Consider the following 20,188-nt stretch of genomic DNA (forward strand, 5'->3'; position numbering starts at 1 on the left):
CCATTCTTGTGGGTAGAAAGCCGGTTGAACAGGGCAGCCAGCCACTCAGGTGAGTCATAGCTTGCCCTCTAATTCTTTGGCTTGGTTGCGGTTGAACAAAATGATCGGCACCAACAGGATCGCCAGCATCACTACCGCCAGCGCCGACGCCACCGGCCAATCGCGATTGTTGAAGAATTCCTGCCAGAGCACCTTGCCGATCATCAGTGTCTCCGGCCCGCCAAGCAGTTCGGGGATCACGAACTCACCCACCACCGGAATGAATACCAGCATGCAGCCGGCGATGACGCCGTTTTTCGACAACGGCACGGTGATTTTCCAGAAGCTGGTGAGGTTACGCGCGCCAAGGTCGGAAGCCGCCTCCAGCAGGCTGAGGTCGTGCTTCACCAGGTTGGCGTAGAGCGGCAGGATCATGAACGGCAGGTAGGAGTAGACCACCCCGATGTATACCGCCAGATCGGTGTTGAGAATGCGCAGCGGCTCGTCGATCAGTCCCATGCCCTGCAGCAATCCGTTGAGGATGCCGTTGCTGCTGAGAATACCCATCCAGGCGTAGACACGGATCAGAATCGCGGTCCAGGTCGGCATCATGATCAGCAGCAACAACACGGTTTGCAGATCCTTGCGCGCGCGGGCGATGGCGTAGGCCATCGGATAGCCGATCAGCAGGCACATCAAGGTGCTGAAAAAGGCGATCTTCAGCGAGCCTGCATAGGCTGCCCAGTACAGATCATCCTCGCTGAGAAAGATGTAATTGCCGAGATTGATCACCACCTGCAGTTGCTGCTCGGCGTAGGCAAAAATCTCCGTGTAGGGCGGAATCGCCACGTCTGCCGCCGCGAAGCTGATCTTCAGTACGATGATGAATGGCAGCAGGAAAAACAGCGCGAGCCACAGGAAGGGTACGCCGATGACCAGGCGGCGACCCGCGTTCAGGCGTGAGCGGCTCATGCCTGCAGCACCACGCCGCTGTCGTCCCACCAGTAGACGAACACCTCTTCCTCCCAGGTCGGCAGCTTCACGTGACGTTCGGCATTGGCCATAAACGCCTGCAGGATGCCGCCGGACGGCATCTGGATGTAGTAGACCGAATGCCCGCCCAGATAGGCGATGTCGTAAACGACGCCCTTGGCCCAGTTGTAGCCGGGCCGCTGCAGGTCAGGCAGCTCGGTGCCGATCAGCAGCTTTTCGGGGCGAAGTGCATACGTAATCTGCTTGTCCTGGGCGCGCGTGCTGATGCCGTGGCCCACGTAGATCGGATTTTCCAGGCCAGGGCAGGCGATCACGGCATGGTCTTCCATGTCTTCGACGAGTTCACCCTCGAACAGATTGACGTTGCCGATGAACTCGCAGACCAGACGGCTCGCGGGCGTCTCGTAAATGTCCATCGGGCTGCCGACCTGGGCGATCCAGCCCAGGTGCATGATGGCGATGCGCTCGGCCATGGTCATGGCTTCTTCCTGGTCGTGAGTGACCATCACGCAGGTCACACCGACCCGCTCGATGATCTGCACCAGCTCCAGTTGCATCTGCGAGCGCAGCTTTTTGTCCAGCGCGCCCATGGGCTCGTCGAGCAGCAACAGCTTGGGCCGCTTGGCCAACGATCGGGCCAGAGCCACACGTTGCCGTTGGCCACCGGAGAGCTGATGCGGCTTGCGCTTGGCGTACTGGCTCATCTGCACCAGCGTCAGCATCTCATCGACGCGCGTCTGCACCTCGTCTTTGGACAGGCCGTCCTGCTTGAGGCCGAAGGCGATGTTCTGCGCGACGGTCATATGCGGGAACAGCGCATAAGACTGAAACATCATGTTGATCGGCCGCTCGTAAGGCGGCATGTCGGTGATGTCCTGACCGTCGAGAAAAATGCGCCCCTCGGTGGGCCGCTCGAATCCCGCGAGCATGCGCAGCAGCGTGGATTTGCCCGAGCCAGAGCCACCCAGCAGCGCGAATATCTCGCCCTGGTGGATGCTCAGCGAGACATCATCGACCGCCACCGTTTCGTCGAACTTCTTGGTGACGCGATCGATCTTCAGCAGCACCTGCTTGTTCTGGCTCTCACCGGTGAGGGCCTTTTTGTAGGCGCTGGAGGCAACAGCCATGCGCGAACTCCCGATTGGAAAAATGGGCCCGGACGGTGCCGGGAAATGGTGGCAACGCAGCTAGTTTTTCAACAGCCTGCTATTGGCCGGACTTGACCTTCGTCCAGGTCCGGGTCATCAGGCGCATCACTTTCGGCGGCAACTCAGCCGATACATACAGCCGGTCCAGCACTTCCTGCGGCGGATAAACCGAAGCGTCGTTACGCACTTCCTGATCCATGAGCTCGCCGGCCTTGAGGTTGGGATTGGCGTAGCCGACATAATCACTAACCGAAGCGATTACCTCCGGCTTCAGCAGGTAGTTGATGAACGTATGGGCTTCGTCGACATTCTGCGCATCCGCCGGAATGGCCAGCATGTCGAACCAGAGGTTGCCGCCTTCCTTGGGAATCGAATAAGCGATGTCGATTCCCTTGCCCGCTTCATCAGCGCGGGCCGCAGCCTGAAAGACATCACCGGAGAACCCGGCGGCGATGCAGATATTGCCATTGGCCAGGTCCGAAATGTATTTGGACGAGTGGAAATACCGTACATAGGGACGCACTTCGAGCAGCTTGGCCTCGGCCTTGGCGTAGTCGTCCGGATCGGTGCTGTTGGGATCCAGTCCCAGGTAGTTGAGCATGGCCGGAATCATCTCATCGGCCGAATCGAGAAATGCGATGCCGCAGTCAGCGAGCTTCTTGGCATTTTCCGGCTCGAACAGTACGGCCCAGGAATCGACCTTCTCGATGCCCAGCGCGGCGGTTACTTTCTCGACGTTGTAGCCGATGCCATTGGTGCCCCAGAGATAAGGCGCGGCGTAGACATTACCCGGATCGTTCTTTTCCAGTTGCTTGAGCAATGCCGGATCAAGATTCTTCCAATTCGGCAGTTTGCTCTTGTCCAGTTTCTGGAAAGCGCCGGCGCGGATCTGCTTGCCGAGGAAATGGTTGGAAGGCACAACGACGTCGTAACCGGTGCGGCCGGCGAGCAGTTTGCCTTCAAGGGTTTCGTTGGAGTCGAAGACATCGTAGACGGGCTTGATGCCGGTCTCCTTTTCGAACTCTTCCAGCGTCGTTTCACCGATGTAATCCGACCAGTTGTAGATATGCACCGTGGCAGCCTGAGCGGATGCAGCACCGCTGACCGCAGCGGCGATAAGAAGTGACTTCAATGTCGAGCGCATGAGAGTGTCCTCTTGATGCAGGCCGCGCGATCAGCGGGCGAAAGGCGGGCTGTTTATTGGAAAAACCTCTAAAAATCAACTGGCAAGACGCAACTGGCGATGCGGCCATGCCCGAAGGGAGGTGCTGCACGCGGATCGCAAGCCAGCGCTGCGGGTTCGTACGTAGCTCCCTTCAGGGTCTGGTGCCGACTGCACAGACCCGCAATCGGGCCTGGCAAGCCGGTTTCGGTATCAACGGCCCGATTTGATCTTGGTCCAGCTGCGGGTCATGGTGCGCTGGGTCTTGGGATCTAGGTCCGGGAAGGTGTAGAGCTTCTGCAGCACGGCCTGGCTCGGGTAGATGCCCGGGTCAGTGCGAATCGCTTCATCCACCAGCGGGGTGGCTGCGGCGTTGCCGTTGGGGAATTGCACGTAGTCAGTGATGGACGCCATCACTTCGGGCTTCATCAGGTAGTTGAGGAACACATGGGCGTTGTCGACGTTCTTCGCGTCGGCCGGTACGGCCAGCATGTCGAAGAAGGTGCCTGCGCCTTCTTTGGGAATGTTGTAGCTGACCGTGACGTTGTTGCCCGCCTCTTCCGCACGCGCCTTGGCCTGGTAAATGTCGCCGGAATAGCCGATAGCGACGCAGACGTTGCCGTTGGCCAGGTCCGAGATGTATTTGGAAGAGTGGAAATAGGCTACGTTCGGGCGGATCTGCATGAACAGCTCTTCGGCCTTCTTCAGCTCATCGGACTTGGTACTGTCCGGTGCGTAGCCGAGGTAATGCAGCGCAGCTGGAAGAATTTCGGTGGGCGAATCAAGGAAGGACACGCCGCACGCTTTCAGCTTTTCCATGTTCTCAGGCTTGAACACCAGATCCCAGGAATCGACCGGCGCGTCTTCACCCAAAACTTCCTTGACCTTCGCAGGGTTGTAGCCGATGCCGATGGTGCCCCACATATAGGGCACGGCGTACTGGTTGCCCGGATCGCTCGGCTGCAACGCCTTGAGCAGGTCCTTGTCGAGGTTTTCCCAATTCGGCAGCTTGCTCTTGTCGAGCTTCTGGAACACACCAGCCTTGATCTGCTTGGCCAGGAAGGGGTTTGACGGAACTACCACGTCGTAACCGGAGCTGCCGGCGAGCAGTTTGGCTTCCAGCACTTCGTTGCTGTCGAAAACGTCGTAGACCACTTCGATGCCGGTTTCCTTGGTGAAATTTTCCAAGGTGTCTTCGGCGATATAGTCGGACCAGTTGTAAACGTGCAGCACCTTGTCTTCGGCCTGCGCAGCGCCGGCGACCGCGCCCGTCAGCGTCAGTGCAAGTAGGGTCTTGGCAAAGGGTTTCATCCGTGCAGCTCCTGTTGTCATCGTTTATGTCGGGGCTAGGAACAGGTCACGCTGGCGCGGCGATCAACGCCGGTCTCACCGCTCCTGGACAGTTAAGTGGCTGTGCCGGCATCGACACACCCCTCGGTAAGTCAGGCCAAAGCACGCGCGCAGTCTGGCAAGGTCGATGGCTGTTTTTCAACAACCCGAACGAGCTTTGCACATACGTTCGTAACATTAGTACATGCCGCTCGGAGAGCGCCGCGACCAGCACCCATGCCGGTCAAGCCAGAGCATCCTTGGCGGTTGCATCCAGGCATTGCCGAACCTTGCCGATCAGCTCGTCGATCTGCTCCTCGTTTATCACCAGCGGTGGCGAAATGATCATGGTGTCGCCCACCGCGCGCATCACTAAACCGTTGCGGAAACAATGCTCGCGACAGAGCATGCCCACGCCCGGATCGGCGAAGCGCTCGCGGGTTTTCTTGTTCTTCACCAGCTCCAGCGCGCCGAGCATGCCGACGCCGCGGGCTTCGCCCACTAGCGGATGCTCGACCAGCTCCTGCCACCGTGACTGCAAATAAGGTGCCGTTTTCGTCTTGACCCTTTCGACGACTTTCTCTTCACGCATGATGCGAATGTTTTCCAACGCTACGGCGGCGGCCACCGGATGACCCGAGTAAGTGAAACCGTGATAGAACTCGCCGCCCTCGTTGAGCGTATGCACCACTTCGTCGCGCACCACTACCCCGCCCATTGGGATATAGCCGGAGGTCAGGCCTTTGGCGATGGGCATCAGATCCGGCGCGTTGCCGTAATAGTCGCTACCGAACCATTCGCCGGTACGGCCGAAACCACAGATGACTTCGTCGGCTATGAAAAGAATGTCGTAGCGGGCAAGGATTTCGCGAATCTTCGGCCAATAGCTGTCCGGCGGGATGATCACTCCGCCCGCGCCCTGAATCGGTTCAGCGATAAAGGCGGCTACCTTGTCTTCGCCAACTTCGAGAATCTTGCGCTCCAGCTGCTCGGCCACGCGAACGCCGAATTCCTCCGGATCGAGATCATCGCCCTCGCCGAACCAGTAGGGCTGGTCGATATGCTCGATACCGGGAATCGGGCCGTCGCTCTGGTCGTGCATCGCCTTCATACCGCCGAGGCTGGCGCCGGCGATGGTCGAGCCGTGGTAGCCATTCCAGCGGCCAATCACGACCTTCTTCGAAGGCTGCCCCTTGGTTGCCCAGTAATGGCGCACCATGCGCAGTACGGTGTCGTTGGCTTCCGAGCCGGAGCCGGTGAAGAAGACATGGTTCATACCGTCCGGCGCGATCTCGGCTATGGCCTTGGCCAGCGCTAAGGCCGGCGGATGGGCGGTCTGGAAAAACAGGTTGTAGTACGGCAGCTCACGCATCTGCCGGGTCGCCGCTTCGACCAGCTCTTCGCGCCCATAGCCGAGGTTGACGCACCAGAGTCCGGCCATGGCATCGAGGATTTTGTGGCCTTCGCTGTCCCAGAGATAGACACCCTCGCCGCGGGTGATGATGCGCGTGCCCTTGGCGTTCAGCGCCTTGAAATCAGTGAACGGCGGCAGATGATGGTCGCGGCTCAGGGCTTGCCAATGCAGGGTTTGCGAATCGCTCATCAGTCACCTCTTGGCTATATTTGTTTGCTTATCGTGGATGAGAAAAGCGCCATCCACCCTACGACGCTTGAAGCCGCTTATACCGACAACATCAGGAATTCCCGCTCCCAGGAACTGATTACCCGGTGGTAGTTCTCCTGTTCGGCGCGCTTGACCGCGACATAGCCGGTGATGAATTTGGGGCTCAGATATTTCTCCAACTTCTTACAGTTCTCCATCCGTTCCAGCGCCGCCTCGAGCGTCAGCGGCAGGCGCAGGTTGCGCCGCTCATAGCCACGACCCTTGACCGGCTGGCTCGGCGGCAGCTCTTCGATCATGCCGATGTAGCCACAGAGCAGGCTGGCGGCGATAGCCAGATAGGGATTGGCATCGGCGCCCGGCAGCCGGTTCTCGACGCGACGGTTCTGCGGGTCGGAATCCGGCACCCGCAGGCCGACGGTACGGTTCTCTTCCCCCCACTCGACATTCACCGGCGCCGAGGTATCCGGCAGGAATCGGCGGAAGGAGTTCACATTCGGCGCAAACAGCGGCAGCAGCTCGGGTATGTATTTCTGCAGGCCGCCAACGTGGTGCAGAAAAAGCTGGCTCATGGTGCCGTCGCTGTTGGAAAAGATGTTGCGCCCGGTTTCCAGGTCCACAACGCTCTGGTGCAAATGCATGGCGCTGCCAGGCTCTCCCGTCATGGGCTTGGCCATGAAGGTGGCGGCGACGTTGTGCTTGAGCGCGGCCTCGCGCATGGTGCGCTTGAACACCAGGATCTGGTCGGCCAGATGCAGCGCTTCGCCGTGACGGAAGTTGATTTCCATCTGCGCGGTGCCTTCCTCGTGAATCAGGGTATCCAGATCGAGCCCCTGCGCCTCGCACCAGTCATACATGTCTTCGAACAACGGATCGAACTCGTTGGCCGCGTCGATGGAGAACGACTGCCGGCCGGTTTCCTGACGGCCCGAACGGCCGATTGGCGGCTGGAACGGCAGGTCCGGATCTTCGCAGCGCTTGGTCAGGTAGAACTCCATCTCCGGCGCGACGATGGGCTGCCAGCCCTTATCGGCATACATCTTCAGCACCCGCTTGAGGATGTTGCGTGGAGATATCTCGATGGGGTTGCCCATCTTGTCGTAGGTATCGTGGATCACTTGAGCGGTGGGCTCGATAGCCCAGGGAACGAGGAACACCGCATCTGCATCGGGCCGACAGAACATGTCGATGTCGGCCGGGTCGAGCAGCTCGTAATAGATGTCGTCTTCGACGTAGTCGCCGGTAACCGTCTGCAACAGCACACTCTCGGGAAGGCGCATGCCCTTCTCGTCGAGAAACTTGTTTGTAGGTGAGATCTTGCCGCGGGCGATGCCTGTCAGGTCGCTGATCAGGCATTCCACCTCGGTAATCTTGCGTTCTTTCAGCCAGCCGGTGAGCTGGTCGAGCTTGCTGGACATATCAACCTCGGGACTATTGAGACGAGCGCCGTGCCGGCCTGCGCTCAGCGCCGCTCGGCGCGTTCCTGGCAGGCTTGGGCGAAGCCCTGAAACAGCGCCAGGTAATGCGGGTATTCATGCACCTTCCATTCCGGATGCCACTGCACGCCAAGTGCGAACGTACGCGCGGCCTCAACGGAAAAGGCCTCGATCAACCCGTCGGGCGCCAGCGCCTCGATACGCAGCCCGTTGCCGAGCCGTTCGACACCTTGGCCGTGCACCGAATTCACCTCGATCTGCGGCGGCAGCCCGAGCCGCTCAAGCACCCCCCCGGGTTGAACATGCAAGGCATGGCTGAGGCCGTACTGCACCTCCAGCGGATCTTCGGCGCGCTCGCGATGATCGGCATAAGGACCTGCTTCGTGCACCTTCTGGTGCAGACTGCCGCCAAAGGCCACGTTCATTTCCTGGAAGCCGCGGCAGACACCGAATACCGGAATACCCACTTCCACCGCCGCACGAATCAGCGGCAGCGTCAGGCGATCACGCGACGGATCATGTGGCGTGCCCTCAGCGCTGGCCGGGCCGCCGTAATGATGAGGCTCGACATTGGAGGGTGAGCCGGTAAAGAGCAGGCCGTCTACGCTATCTAGAAGAGCAATGGGGTCTATCAGATCGTCCAGCGCCGGAATGACCAGCGGCATACCTGCGATTGCCGCCGCGCGCAGGTACTTGTCGCCGGCAATGTGGAAGTTGTGGTGGCCTATCTGCCTGGTACAGGCGGAAACGCCGATCAATGGCACGCGAGGCATGGGATACTCGTCTTTCCAGATGGGGCTCGTCGGAGAGTAGTCTTGTTCGTTTTTATAGACAATAGCCGACGAAATCTTGAACGCAAAGTCGCGGTCGCTCATTTTTGTAAAGGCCGAGAATGCCCCAAAAGTGCCCAAAGCTGGCCTTCATGGTGCTTTTTTAAGCGCTATTGACACCGACAGAGGTTTTCGATTGACTCCAAAGCAAGCTGTCTGATGATTGAAATTTTTAACAATTAAGGTGCTTCATCATGCTCCCGCAGCCGCGTGCCGTTCAGCTCAACGAAGCTAACGCATTTCTCAAGGAACATCCGGAGGTCCAGTACGTCGACCTGCTGATCGCAGACATGAACGGTGTCGTTCGAGGCAAGCGCATCGAGCGCGCCAGTCTGCACAAAGTCTATGAAAAAGGTATCAACCTGCCCGCCTCGCTGTTCGCACTCGATATCAACGGCATCACCGTGGAAAGCACCGGACTGGGCATGGATATCGGTGATTCGGACCGGACCTGCTTCCCCATTCCCAATACATTGAGCAACGAACCCTGGCAGAAGCGTCCGACCGCTCAGTTGCTGATGACCATGCACGAGCGCGACGGCTCACCATTCTTCGCCGATCCGCGCGAAGTGCTGCGCCAGGTGGTGAGCAAGTTTGACGAGCTGGGGTTGACCATCTGCGCCGCGTTCGAGCTGGAGTTTTACCTGATCGACCAGGAAAACGTGAACGGCCGGCCTCAACCGCCACGCTCGCCGATCTCCGGTAAGCGCCCCCATTCCACCCAGGTCTATCTGATTGATGACCTCGACGAATATGTCGACTGTCTGCAGGACGTCCTCGAAGGCGCCAAGGAGCAGGGCATTCCCGCCGATGCCATCGTCAAGGAAAGCGCCCCGGCGCAATTCGAGGTCAACCTTCATCACGTCGCCGACCCGATCAAGGCGTGCGACTACGCGGTGCTGCTCAAGCGCCTGATCAAGAACATCGCCTACGACCACGAGATGGACACCACCTTCATGGCCAAGCCCTATCCGGGCCAGGCCGGCAATGGTCTGCACGTACACATCTCGCTGCTCGACAAGAATGGCAACAATATATTCGCTACCGACAACCCCCTGGAAAGCGAAACGTTGCGCCACGCCATCGGCGGTATTCAGCAGACCATGGCGGCGTCGATGGCCTTTCTCTGCCCCAACGTCAACTCTTATCGCCGCTTCGGCGCGCAGTTCTACGTACCCAATGCACCGTGCTGGGGCCTGGACAACCGCACCGTAGCCCTTCGGGTGCCGACCGACAGCTCGGACGCCGTGCGCATCGAGCACCGCGTGGCCGGTGCCGACGCCAACCCCTATCTGCTGCTGGCCAGCGTGCTGGCTGGTATCCACCACGGTCTGACCAACAAGATCGCACCGGACGAGCCAATCGAAGGCAACTCCTACGAGCAGGTCGAACAGAGCCTGCCGACCAACCTGCGCGATGCCCTGCGGGAACTGGACGACAGCGAAATCATGGCGCGCTACATCGACTCCACCTATATCGACATCTTCGTCGCCTGTAAGGAGAGCGAACTGGCCGAGTTCGAACACTCGATCTCAGACCTGGAATACAACTGGTATTTGCATACGGTTTGACGGCTGGAAAGCCGAAAAGCGCGGAAGGCAAGGCGGGCCGGTTGAGTGGTTGCCATGCCTGAAACGTTGAGCACCTATGATCGCTGAAGGCTGGGAATCGTAGGGTAGGCCGGGCGGCGTTCCGTTTCAGCTCAACAAGGTCGGCAACGGTGGGCTGAAGCCCACCCTACGGCTCCGGTATTTGTGGTAGGCCCCACGACCAGCGCAGCTTTTTCGTCCGGCCTTCCAGCCTCCAGCGCTGTCGTCGTCTTTTCCAGGCTTCAGCGAACCCCATCGCGTAAAATCGATCCACTTTCTATAAGCCAATCTTTTTCGAGGCCGTCATGTCCCGTATCGTCACCGTCGCCGCCACCCAGATGGCTTGTTCCTGGGATCGCAAAGCCAACATTGCCAATGCCGACAAGCTGGTCCGTGAAGCGGCCGCCAAGGGCGCGCAGGTCATCCTGATTCAGGAATTGTTCGAGACGCCCTACTTCTGCCAGAAGCCGAATCCGGAATATCTGCAGCTGGCCACTTCAGTCGAGCAAAACCCGGCCATTCAGCACTTCCAGAAGGTCGCCGCCGAGTTGCAGGTCGTGCTGCCTATCAGCTTCTTCGAAGTCGCCGGGCGTGCGCGCTTCAACTCCATCGCCATCATCGATGCCGACGGCAAGATGCTCGGCGTCTACCGCAAGAGCCATATCCCGGATGGACCGGGCTATCACGAGAAGTATTACTTCAACCCCGGCGACACCGGCTTCAAGGTCTGGAACACCCGCTACGCTAAGATCGGCGTGGCGATCTGCTGGGACCAGTGGTTCCCCGAAACCGCCCGCAGCATGGCGCTGATGGGCGCCGAGCTGCTGTTCTACCCAACCGCCATCGGCAGCGAGCCGCATGATCCGAACATCACCTCACGCGACCACTGGCAGCGCGTGCAACAGGGCCACGCCGGCGCCAACCTGATGCCTTTGATTGCCAGCAATCGTATCGGCACCGAGGAGCAGGACGGCTACGACATTACGTTCTACGGCTCTTCGTTCATCGCCGACCAGTTCGGCGCCAAGGTCGAGGAAATGGACGAAACCAGCGAAGGCGTGCTGGTACACGAATTTGACCTGGACAAGCTGGAGCACATCCGCAGCGCCTGGGGCGTATTCCGTGATCGCCGGCCGAACCTGTACAGCCCGATCAAGACACTCGATGGCTCGCTGGAATCCTGACCGAACATTTTGACCCATCGTAGGAGCGAGCTTGCTCGCGAATTCGGCTATGCAAACTGTTCGCGAGCAAGCTCGCTCCTACAAAGCGCTCTCACGGAAAATACCGATGACCACCCTCACCACCACGCCGCGTGCCGACGACTACCACATGCCTGCCGAATGGGCGCTGCACAGCCAGACCTGGATGGTCTGGCCGCAGCGTCCGGACAACTGGCGCGACCAGGGCACGTCGGCACAGGCAGCGTTTACCGCAGTCGCCAAGGCCATCGCCCGCTTCGAGCCGGTCACGGTGTGTGCTGCGGCCGAGCAATACCAGACGGCACGGGCGCAGCTGGACGATCCACGCATTCGTGTGGTGGAAATCAGCACCGATGACGCCTGGGTGCGCGACACCGGACCGACCTTCCTGATCAATGGCAAGGGCGGACTGCGCGGAGTCGATTGGACATTCAACGCCTGGGGCGGGCTGGAAGGCGGACTCTACAGCGAGTGGCAGCGCGACGACGAGGTTGCGCAAAAGATCCTCGAGATCGAGCGCTGCGACCGCTACCGCACCGAAGGCTTCGTGCTCGAAGGCGGCTCGATTCATGTCGACGGCGAAGGCACGCTGATCACCACCGAAGAGTGCCTGCTCAACCGCAACCGCAATCCGCATCTCTCCCGCGAACAGATCGAAGCGGTTCTTGCCGATTACCTGGCGATCGACAAGGTGATCTGGCTGCCGCACGGCCTGTACAACGATGAGACCGATGGCCACGTCGATAACTTCTGCTGTTTCGTGCGCCCCGGTGAAGTACTGCTGGCCTGGACCGATGATCGGGACAACCCCAACTACGAACGCTGCCAGGCGGCCATGCAGGTGCTTGAACAGGCACGTGACGCCTGGGACCGGCAGTTAACCGTGCACAAAATGCCGATTCCTGGACCGCTTCACGCCACCGAAGAAGAATGCGCTGGCGTGGTTCCGTTGATTGGTAGCCAACCGCGCGATCCATCGATCCGCCTGGCCGGCAGCTATGTCAATTTCCTGATCGTCAATGGCGGCATCATCGCCCCTTCTTTCGGCGACCCGCTGGATACCGAAGCTGAAGCCATTCTTGCCAGACTGTTCCCGCAGCATCAGGTGGTGATGGTGCCCGGCCGAGAAATCCTGCTGGGTGGCGGCAATATCCATTGCATCACTCAGCAGCAGCCGATCGCGACATTGACTCACAAGTGTTAATTGCTCTCAGCCAAACAGAAACCGCGGCGGGCCTCAGGCTCGCCGCGGTTTTTTGTAGGCCATGGATAGCGTCAGGCAACAATCACCTGATTTTTGCCCAGACGCTTGGCGGTATACATCGCCGCGTCGGCGCGCGCAAAAAGTGAGCTGAGGTCTGGATCGCTGGCCCGGAGATAGGTCACGCCGAGACTGACAGTGACGCCGAATCGCTGGCCATCTGGACTGGAGAAGACCAGACGCTGGATCTCCCGCTGCAAGCGTTCAGCGATCTGTTCGGCGAGGTCTGGCTGGCAGCCCGGCAAGAGCAGAGCGAACTCCTCGCCACCGATGCGCCCGAACAGATCACCCCGACGCAACACCGACGAGCCGCACTGGGCAACGCGTTGCAGCACTTGGTCGCCCATCTGGTGACCGTGGGTATCGTTGATCCGCTTGAAGTCATCGATGTCCAGCAGCTGGAACGCCAGCGACGTGGCGTACTGCCGGGCCAGATCGAATTCGCGCTGGGCGCATTCGAAGAAGTGTCGGCGGTTGCTGCTCTGGGTCAGCACATCGATGGTGGCCAGACGTTGCAGTTCGCCTTCGAGCTGCTTCTTTTCCGTGATGTCTTCGGCGATGCCGACGATGATCGGCCCGCGTGTACTGTCCGCGTTGCGTGCGATGAAACACTTGTCGCTGAGCCAACGCAGTTGCCCGTCAGCGCGAATGATGCGGTACTCGCGCTCCTCGACAGCGCCCTTGTCGAGCACGTCGAGCATGCTCTTCTGCGCGTATTCCAAGTCGTCCGGATAGATGCTGTTGCGCCATTCGCCGTAGTCCGACAGCAATAGCGCGGCGGAGCGGCCAAAAATCTGCTCGTAGGCAGGACTGACGTAAATCATCTGCTGGGCTTGCCAATCGAAGGCCCAGAGCACCGCATTGACGGCGCCCATCAGCGTGCTGAAAAGCTGCTCGCGTTCGCTCAGACGATCGGCCTCGGCGCGAGCATGCATCAACGCCAAAAGGGTCTGCGCTTCGGTCGGGGGGACGATGCCACCCCTCGTTTCGCTTCGCTGCTTCACCAGATTCATACCTGCGTTCCAAAAGAGCGTCAGGCACTGGCGGAGACCCGCTTAGCTGTCGCTGACAACAAGATTGCAGTTCAGAGAGTGCCGGTTGAGCAAAGTTCCAGGCGGCGCGCCAGCCGATGGTCGCGCCGATAGAAGGTCACGCGTGGGCGGCGGCCGGCCTGAGCGAATAGGTTTTCAGGTGATCGGCGAATTCGCGCAGCGACTGGATACCGCTGGCCTCGGCATCCTGCACCCACTGCTTGACCGCCGCGAGCATTTCGTGGCCGTTGGCGCTGGTGCGGGTCCAGATCTGCTGCAGCGCCAGACGATGCTCGTAAATCACTCGCAGCGATTGGCTCTGCTCGAGGATCACCGCGATGCGCGCGTGTTGCTCATGCTGCAAAAGGCTCGGTTCTCGCGCCAGCAGACGCTTGGCTCGGCGAAACTGATGACGTACCGACGCATCGGCGCGCTGCAATTCCAGGCGCACCAGAGGTTTGATCACCAGCTTGCGGTACTGCGCCATGATCTGGAAACGGTTGTTGAGAATCGCCATGGCGCTGTCCATGTCCAACTGAGGCTTGGGCGTGACGCGGTGCGCGATAGGTGCAATGCGATTCACCTTCGCCAGCCCGAACAGACTGAATAGCTTGATCCAGGCCCAACCCATGTCGAACTCCCACTTGCGCACGGACAACTTGGCTGAATTCGGGTAGGTGTGGTGATTGTTGTGCAGCTCTTCGCCACCTATAAGGATGCCCCAGGGCAACAGGTTGGTGGCCGCGTCGCGACACTCGAAGTTGCGATAGCCCACCGCGTGCCCCAACCCGTTGACCACGCCGGCGGCCCAGAACGGGATCCAGATCATCTGCACGGCCCAGACGGTCAGGCCGATAACGCCGAACAGCGCCAGGTCGAGACTCAGCATCAGCACGATGCCGAGATTGGGATAGCGCGAATAGAGGTTCCGCTCGATCCAGTCGTCCGGGCAGTTCTTGCCGTAGATGCGCAGGGTCTCAGGATTCTTCGACTCTTCCTGATAGAGCTCGGCGCCTTTGCGCAGAACGGTCATCAGCCCCTTTTGTACCGGACTGTGCGGATCATCGGAGGTTTCGCACTTAGCGTGGTGCTTGCGGTGAATAGCAGTCCACTCGCGGGTGTTCATTGCCGTGGTCAGCCACAGCCAGAAACGGAAAAAGTGCTTGAGCCCAGTGTTCAGCTCGAGCGAGCGATGTGCCGAATAACGGTGCAGATAAACGGTGACGGCGACGATGGTCACGTGCGTCATAAGCAAGGTGGCTGCAACCACCTGCCAGGCAGAAAGATCGAGAAAACCGGTGTACCACATAGTGCTGCAGCCTCGCAGTGAAGGAACCATGGTCGGCAGATGCCAGCCAACGACATTATCTTCTCACGGCGGCGTATTGCCGCACCCGCCCGTCGCACAAGAGTGGTTTGTCGACAGGTGCCACGGAACGCGCACCGGGCGGGTGAATGCAGCCGCACCTCGACTTGCCATGAGAATTATCGCCGGGGGGCAAAGTCGAACTTGGACGGCAAGCGTCGGCGTCCTGCCGCGACATATATCGGTGGGCTATTTTCATCGAACGCTACGTCAGCAGCCTAGCAAGCTGGCAAACTGCCCACTTTCGGCCGATTGATAACCCACCTGTCGACGGAGGCACCGCATGATCGAGTTAAAACGGATTCTGCATGTCGAGGACGATCCGTCCATCCAGGCGGTTGTAAAAGTGGCGCTGGAGGCAGTCGGCGGTTACCAGGTGCTGTCCTGCTCGTCCGGCCAGCAGGCGCTGGAAGAAGTCGAACGATTCGTCCCACACTTCATCCTGCTCGATGTGATGATGCCCGGCATGGGCGGCACGGAAACCCTGACCAGGCTCAGCGAGCGGATCGATCTGACACAGGTGCCGGTGGCATTCATGACCGCGAAGGTCCAGCCCGTCGAAATCGAACACCTGCGTAACCTAGGCGCGCGTGATGTGATCGTCAAGCCGTTCGATCCGATGCGCCTGGCCGGTCAGATCCAGGCAATCTGGGAAGCCAGCCTACAATAGGCGCGCCGGCAACCTGCCCCTTCACCCAGCGAGATAGGCTAGCCAGATGGATTCACAGAAAGCGATGCGGGCACCCTCCCCTCTGCCAACCCGCGAATTGTCCCGACTCGCTGCGCTGCTGCGTTACGAGATTCTCGATACCCCCGACGATTCCGCCTTCGACGATTTCACCCAACTCGCCTCGTACATCTGCGACACCCCTATCGCATTGATCTCGCTAGTCGATGACCGTCGCCAATGGTTCAAAAGCCGCCTCGGCCTGAACGTCAGCGAAACCCCGCGCGAGATCTCCTTTTGCACCCATGCCATCGAAGGCCAGGGCATCTTCGAGGTCACCGACGCGCAACAAGACCAACGCTTCCACAACAATCCACTGGTGACCGGCGATCCGAGCATCCGCTTTTACGCTGGCGCCCCATTGACGACGCCGGATGGCTACAACCTCGGTACCCTCTGCGTGATCGACCGCCAGCCGCGTCAGCTCAGCGATGCGCAGCGCGAGGCGCTGGTACGTCTGAGCCGGCAGATCATGCGGCTCTTCGAAGAACGGCTGCAGGCGCACCGCTACGCCGAACAGGCGGCGCTGCAGCAGGCCCTGCTCAACAGCGCCGCGAGCGCCATGCTGGTCACCACAGCTGAAGGGCTGATCTCGGGCGTCAACCCGACCGCCGAGCGCCTGTTCGGCTACCCAGAGCAGATGGTGGTCGGCCATCCGCTGACCTCGGCTTTGTTTCCCCCAGAAGCGCTGGCCCGGCGCGCCGCCATTCTCAGCAACGAACTGGGCGAGACCATCGAGCCGGGATTCGCCGTGCTTATCGCGCCGCTGCTCGAAGGGCGGCGTGAAATGCGTGAATGGCGTCTGCTGCACCGAAACGGCGATAGCGTACCGGTGCTACTGAACGTCTCGGCGATCCATGACGAACGAGAACTGCTGCGCGGCTATATCGTCAGTGCCTATGACCTGGCCCACCAGGAGCACCTGCAGCTGCGATTACAACAGATCGCAGCGCAGGTGCCGGGCTTGTTGTTCCAGTTCTGCTGGCGACCCGACGGCAACAGCTCCTTTCCCTACCTCAGCGAAGGCGTCGAGGACATCTACGGCCTGAGCGCCGCCGAAATGGCACCGAGCATCGGGCCGATCTATACCCGGGTTCATCTGGATGACCGAGAGCGCGTGCTGGCAAGTATCCGACATGCCGCCGCGACCCTGACGCCCTGGCATTTCGAGCACCGCATCGACCATCCGCGCAAAGGCCTTATTTGGGTCGAAGCGCGCGCGACGCCGATGCGCCAGGCCGATGGCTCCGTGCTCTGGCACGGCCTGGTGACCGACATTACCGAGCGCAAGGCCGAGCAGTTTGAGCTGGATAAGCAGCAGGAAATCAATCGGCGTCTGCTCGAAGCCTTGTCCGAGGCCGTTGTCGCCTGCGACGCGGAGGGCAATCTGACCCTGTTCAACAATACCGCTCGGCTCTGGCACGGCCTCGATGCGCAGCAGTTGTCGCCTGAACAGTGGCCGATCATTTATCACCTCTTCCATGCCGACGGGGTGACGCCGATGACGCTGGAAGAGGTCCCGCTGATGCGCGCCCTGCGCGGCGAGCACATCCGCAACGTCGAGATGACTATCGTGGTGGATGGTACGACACGGCATGTGTTGGCCAATGCCGATCCGATGTTTGCTTCCAATGGCCAGCAGAACGGCGCTGTGGTGGTGCTGCACGACATCACTGAACGCAAGCAGATCGAGATCTTGCAGCGCGACTTCGTCTCTACCGTCAGCCATGAGCTGCGCACTCCGTTGACCTCTATTACCGCCTCGCTGGGACTGATCTGCGGACAGGTGATGGGCGAAGTGCCTGAGCACCTGCAGGAGCTGCTGGATATCGCCCACCAGAACAGCAAACGCCTGAGTGTGCTGATTGACGACCTGCTGGATATCGACAAGCTCTACGCCGGCAAGATGCGCTTCGAGCTGGAGTTGCAGCCGCTGCAGCCGTTGCTGGAACAGGCGCTTCGCAGCAACCAGGGCTACGCCGATAGCTACGCTGTGACTATCGAGCTAGGCGCGTGCCCTGCGGTCCTGATCAATGTCGATACGATGCGTCTGGAACAGGTATTGAGCAATCTACTCTCCAACGCATCTAAATTTTCACCAGCCGGCCAAACCATCGAGCTGTGGAGCGAAGCGGTGGGCGATCGCCGAGTACGTGTAAGCGTTCGCGACAAAGGTCCGGGAATCACCGAGGCGTTCCGCGAGCGGATCTTCAGCAAGTTTGCGCAGGCGGACTCGTCGGATACTCGCCAGCAAGGCGGCACCGGCCTTGGCCTGGCCATCAGCAAGGAGTTGATCGAGCATATGGATGGACAGATCGGTTTCGATTCGACGCCTGGCGAAGGTGCCTGTTTTTGGTTCGAGCTGCCTTGCGAGCCCGCTGAAGAGCTGCATTCGTGAGACCGTTGCAGCGCATCCTGCATGTCGAGGATGTGCCATCGATTCAGGTGGTGACCCGTATTGCCCTGGAAAAGCTCGGCGGCTTTCAGGTGCTCAGCTGCGCCTCTGGCCAGGATGCGCTGGGCCAGGCCCAGCAATTCGTCCCAGACATGATCCTGCTGGACGTGATGCTGCCGCAGATGAGCGGCCTGGAACTGCTGCGTCAGCTCGCGCTGCAGATTGATCTCCCCCAGACGCCGGTAGTACTGCTGACAGGGCAGCAGGAGCCCGCCGACCTAGCCGAACTGAAACGACTTGGCGTGCGAAGCCTGCTGCAAAAACCCTTCGATCCCTTGCAACTGGCGGCACAGTTGAACGAGATATGGGAAGCCGAGCATGACTAATGGCAGCGGAGACGCGCTGCAGAGCCAGCTGCAAGCATTAACCGAGAAATTTGCCGAGCGGCTGCAGCAGGAGCTTCCTGAACTCGAACAGGTCGCCGAGCAACTGCAGCACACCCGTGAACGCGAGAAGCGCCGGGCGCTAGTGCTCGACGTCCGCGAGCGGTTGCATCGCCTGGCCGGTACGGCCGGCACCTTCGGTTTCACCACGCTCGGCCAGCAGTCGCGATTGCTTGAACAGCGGGCCGACCACTGGCTGGACGCGGCCAAGCCCAGCGGCCAGGCGCTCACCGCGCTGGTCCGGGCGACCCACCAACTGGTGGCCGAAGCGCTGGCCGGCGCTCCTGATAGCGCCTTGGTCGGGCAACCCGACGAACATGAAAAACTGCACGCCGGTTGCCGCGTCTATTTGCTTGAGAGCGACCTCGATGCCGGGCAGGAAATGTGTCAAACCCTGAGTAACTTTGGCTATGACGTGCTGCGGTTTCCGGATATTGCGTTGCTGCAAACGGCCCTCGACGGGCAGATGCCGGACGCACTGATCATCAGCCAGCACGACGGTGAGTTGGCCGCGGTGAGCGCACTTCAGCAGCGGTTGGAAACACCCTTGCCGCTGCTGGTGATCAACCATCGCATCGATTTCGACAGCCAGCTGGCGGCGGTTCGCGCCGGCGCGCAAGGCTACTTCACCCGGCCGGTGAACATTACTCAGCTGGAAAGCAGCCTCGAGCACTGCCTCAACCGTCAATTGAGCGAGCCGTACCGAATTCTGATCATCGATGACGATGCCGACCTCGCGGCGCGTTATAGCTTGGTGCTGCGCAATTCACAGATGCTGGTGGAGACCTTGAGCGACCCCAGCACGCTATTCGAGGTCATGCATGCGTTCAACCCGGAAGTACTGCTACTCGACGTGAATATGCCCGGCTGCTCTGGCCCGGAGCTGGCGCAGATGATCCGCCTGAACGACGAGTGGCTGCGGGTGACGATCATCTACTTGTCTGCCGAAACTGACATCAACCGGCAGATGGCCGCCTTGCTGAAGGCTGGCGACGATTTCATTACCAAACCCATCAGCGACAACGCGCTGATCGCCGCGGTGTTTTCCCATGCCCAGCGCGCGAGATCGCTGAGCACGGCGCTGTCGCGCGACAGCCTGACCGGATTGCTCAAACATGCCGATATCAAGGAGCAGGTAGCGCTGGAGGTGGAACGCTCGCTGCGCAACGGCAAGCCAGCAAGCGTGGTGATGGTCGATCTCGATCATTTCAAGCAGGTCAACGACCAGTACGGTCATGCCGCCGGCGATAACGTGATTCGCTCGCTGGCCAATCTGATGCACCAACGGTTGCGCCGGATCGACAGCCTCGGCCGCTACGGCGGCGAAGAGTTCGTGGCGGTATTGCCCGATTGCACCACCGAGCAAGCCTGGCAGATTTTCGACGAAATCCGTCAGCGCTTCTCGGCGTTGCGTTTCCATACGGGGACGCGAACCTTCAGCGTGTCACTGAGTGCCGGTATCAGCGAGACTGACAGCCACTCCAAGCCCAGTGATCTGCTAGAGCGCGCCGACCAAGCCCTTTACGTCGCCAAGCGCGAGGGCCGTAATCAAGTACAAGTCGCAGAACACTGATCGCTTCGCCAGCCTAGAACCAGCGAACCGCTGCGACATTGCCGAGTCCAACTGCTTTAGATCCAGCGGTCACGAACAGTGACCTGCCAAGCAACGTTGGACG

16 protein-coding genes are annotated in these 20,188 nt (G+C 60.1%); 7 read left to right on the forward strand and 9 right to left on the reverse strand.

Features of this window, described 5'->3' with window-relative positions; all coding sequences use genetic code 11:
- Positions 1-54: 54 nt before the first annotated feature.
- The 7 genes from NAV33_RS18500 to NAV33_RS18530 form a co-directional block, all read right to left on the reverse strand.
- Positions 55-951, reverse strand: coding sequence for an ABC transporter permease subunit (locus NAV33_RS18500; protein ID WP_255982759.1), 897 nt, complete (start codon positions 949-951; stop codon positions 55-57).
- Positions 948-2,099 (reverse strand): polyamine ABC transporter ATP-binding protein, encoded by a 1,152-nt coding sequence (potA, locus tag NAV33_RS18505; protein WP_255982761.1) that lies wholly within the window; start codon positions 2,097-2,099, stop codon positions 948-950. The genes NAV33_RS18500 and potA overlap by 4 nt, the downstream gene beginning before the upstream one ends.
- Positions 2,100-2,178: 79 nt before the next feature.
- Complete coding sequence (locus NAV33_RS18510; protein WP_255982763.1) at positions 2,179-3,264, reverse strand: polyamine ABC transporter substrate-binding protein; 1,086 nt, start codon at positions 3,262-3,264, stop codon at positions 2,179-2,181.
- A 231-nt stretch (positions 3,265-3,495) separates the two neighbouring features.
- The gene (locus NAV33_RS18515; RefSeq protein WP_255982765.1) at positions 3,496-4,593 is read right to left on the reverse strand and encodes a polyamine ABC transporter substrate-binding protein; all 1,098 of its coding nucleotides are present in this window, start codon (positions 4,591-4,593) and stop codon (positions 3,496-3,498) included.
- A gap of 262 nt (positions 4,594-4,855) precedes the next feature.
- Complete coding sequence (locus tag NAV33_RS18520; RefSeq protein ID WP_255982767.1) at positions 4,856-6,214, reverse strand: aspartate aminotransferase family protein; 1,359 nt, start codon at positions 6,212-6,214, stop codon at positions 4,856-4,858.
- Between the two features lie 77 nt (positions 6,215-6,291).
- On the reverse strand, positions 6,292-7,650 hold the full coding sequence (locus NAV33_RS18525) for a glutamine synthetase family protein (protein WP_255982769.1): 1,359 nt from the start codon (positions 7,648-7,650) through the stop codon (positions 6,292-6,294).
- 44 nt (positions 7,651-7,694) lie between these two features.
- Positions 7,695-8,441 (reverse strand): gamma-glutamyl-gamma-aminobutyrate hydrolase family protein, encoded by a 747-nt coding sequence (locus tag NAV33_RS18530; protein ID WP_255982771.1) that lies wholly within the window; start codon positions 8,439-8,441, stop codon positions 7,695-7,697.
- A 251-nt stretch (positions 8,442-8,692) separates the two neighbouring features.
- Here NAV33_RS18530 and NAV33_RS18535 point away from each other — a divergent pair, with 251 nt between their 5' ends.
- The 3 genes from NAV33_RS18535 (at position 8,693) to aguA (ending at position 12,493) form a co-directional block, all read left to right on the forward strand.
- Positions 8,693-10,069: a glutamine synthetase family protein gene (locus NAV33_RS18535; RefSeq protein WP_255982773.1), complete on the forward strand. Its 1,377-nt coding sequence runs from the start codon at positions 8,693-8,695 to the stop codon at positions 10,067-10,069.
- Between the two features lie 323 nt (positions 10,070-10,392).
- Complete coding sequence (gene aguB, locus NAV33_RS18540) at positions 10,393-11,271, forward strand: N-carbamoylputrescine amidase (protein ID WP_255982775.1); 879 nt, start codon at positions 10,393-10,395, stop codon at positions 11,269-11,271.
- 106 nt (positions 11,272-11,377) lie between these two features.
- Positions 11,378-12,493 (forward strand): agmatine deiminase, encoded by a 1,116-nt coding sequence (gene aguA / locus NAV33_RS18545; protein WP_255982777.1) that lies wholly within the window; start codon positions 11,378-11,380, stop codon positions 12,491-12,493.
- 71 nt (positions 12,494-12,564) lie between these two features.
- Here the strand turns inward: aguA and NAV33_RS18550 are convergent, their stop codons facing one another.
- Both NAV33_RS18550 and desA read right to left on the reverse strand, forming a co-directional pair.
- Positions 12,565-13,563: a GGDEF domain-containing protein gene (locus NAV33_RS18550; protein WP_255982779.1), complete on the reverse strand. Its 999-nt coding sequence runs from the start codon at positions 13,561-13,563 to the stop codon at positions 12,565-12,567.
- A gap of 136 nt (positions 13,564-13,699) precedes the next feature.
- Complete coding sequence (gene desA, locus NAV33_RS18555) at positions 13,700-14,890, reverse strand: delta-9 fatty acid desaturase DesA (RefSeq protein ID WP_255982994.1); 1,191 nt, start codon at positions 14,888-14,890, stop codon at positions 13,700-13,702.
- Positions 14,891-15,230: 340 nt separating this feature from the next.
- Here desA and NAV33_RS18560 point away from each other — a divergent pair, with 340 nt between their 5' ends.
- Genes NAV33_RS18560 through NAV33_RS18575 form a run of 4 tightly spaced genes read left to right on the forward strand, consistent with a single transcriptional unit; the run spans position 15,231 to position 20,085 of the window.
- Positions 15,231-15,617, forward strand: a complete 387-nt coding sequence (locus tag NAV33_RS18560; protein WP_255982781.1) for a response regulator — start codon at positions 15,231-15,233, stop codon at positions 15,615-15,617.
- Between the two features lie 46 nt (positions 15,618-15,663).
- Positions 15,664-18,072 (forward strand): PAS domain S-box protein, encoded by a 2,409-nt coding sequence (locus tag NAV33_RS18565; RefSeq protein ID WP_255982783.1) that lies wholly within the window; start codon positions 15,664-15,666, stop codon positions 18,070-18,072.
- Positions 18,069-18,455 (forward strand): response regulator, encoded by a 387-nt coding sequence (locus tag NAV33_RS18570; protein ID WP_255982785.1) that lies wholly within the window; start codon positions 18,069-18,071, stop codon positions 18,453-18,455. Before NAV33_RS18565 ends, NAV33_RS18570 begins: the two co-directional genes overlap by 4 nt.
- Positions 18,448-20,085: a diguanylate cyclase gene (locus tag NAV33_RS18575; RefSeq protein WP_255982787.1), complete on the forward strand. Its 1,638-nt coding sequence runs from the start codon at positions 18,448-18,450 to the stop codon at positions 20,083-20,085. Before NAV33_RS18570 ends, NAV33_RS18575 begins: the two co-directional genes overlap by 8 nt.
- The last annotated feature ends 103 nt before the right edge of the window (positions 20,086-20,188 follow it).

The organism is Stutzerimonas stutzeri, assembly GCF_024448715.1.
Taxonomy (GTDB): Bacteria; Pseudomonadota; Gammaproteobacteria; order Pseudomonadales; family Pseudomonadaceae; genus Stutzerimonas; species Stutzerimonas stutzeri_AR.

Coding starts and splice junctions, on each gene's coding strand:
- NAV33_RS18500 (WP_255982759.1), bottom strand. CDS start 951: ATGAGCCGCTCACGCCTGAACGCGGGTCGCCGCCTGGTCATCGGCGTA.
- potA (WP_255982761.1), bottom strand. CDS start 2,099: ATGGCTGTTGCCTCCAGCGCCTACAAAAAGGCCCTCACCGGTGAGAGC.
- NAV33_RS18510 (WP_255982763.1), bottom strand. CDS start 3,264: ATGCGCTCGACATTGAAGTCACTTCTTATCGCCGCTGCGGTCAGCGGT.
- NAV33_RS18515 (WP_255982765.1), bottom strand. CDS start 4,593: ATGAAACCCTTTGCCAAGACCCTACTTGCACTGACGCTGACGGGCGCG.
- NAV33_RS18520 (WP_255982767.1), bottom strand. CDS start 6,214: ATGAGCGATTCGCAAACCCTGCATTGGCAAGCCCTGAGCCGCGACCAT.
- NAV33_RS18525 (WP_255982769.1), bottom strand. CDS start 7,650: ATGTCCAGCAAGCTCGACCAGCTCACCGGCTGGCTGAAAGAACGCAAG.
- NAV33_RS18530 (WP_255982771.1), bottom strand. CDS start 8,441: ATGCCTCGCGTGCCATTGATCGGCGTTTCCGCCTGTACCAGGCAGATA.
- NAV33_RS18535 (WP_255982773.1), top strand. CDS start 8,693: ATGCTCCCGCAGCCGCGTGCCGTTCAGCTCAACGAAGCTAACGCATTT.
- aguB (WP_255982775.1), top strand. CDS start 10,393: ATGTCCCGTATCGTCACCGTCGCCGCCACCCAGATGGCTTGTTCCTGG.
- aguA (WP_255982777.1), top strand. CDS start 11,378: ATGACCACCCTCACCACCACGCCGCGTGCCGACGACTACCACATGCCT.
- NAV33_RS18550 (WP_255982779.1), bottom strand. CDS start 13,563: ATGAATCTGGTGAAGCAGCGAAGCGAAACGAGGGGTGGCATCGTCCCC.
- desA (WP_255982994.1), bottom strand. CDS start 14,890: ATGTGGTACACCGGTTTTCTCGATCTTTCTGCCTGGCAGGTGGTTGCA.
- NAV33_RS18560 (WP_255982781.1), top strand. CDS start 15,231: ATGATCGAGTTAAAACGGATTCTGCATGTCGAGGACGATCCGTCCATC.
- NAV33_RS18565 (WP_255982783.1), top strand. CDS start 15,664: ATGGATTCACAGAAAGCGATGCGGGCACCCTCCCCTCTGCCAACCCGC.
- NAV33_RS18575 (WP_255982787.1), top strand. CDS start 18,448: ATGACTAATGGCAGCGGAGACGCGCTGCAGAGCCAGCTGCAAGCATTA.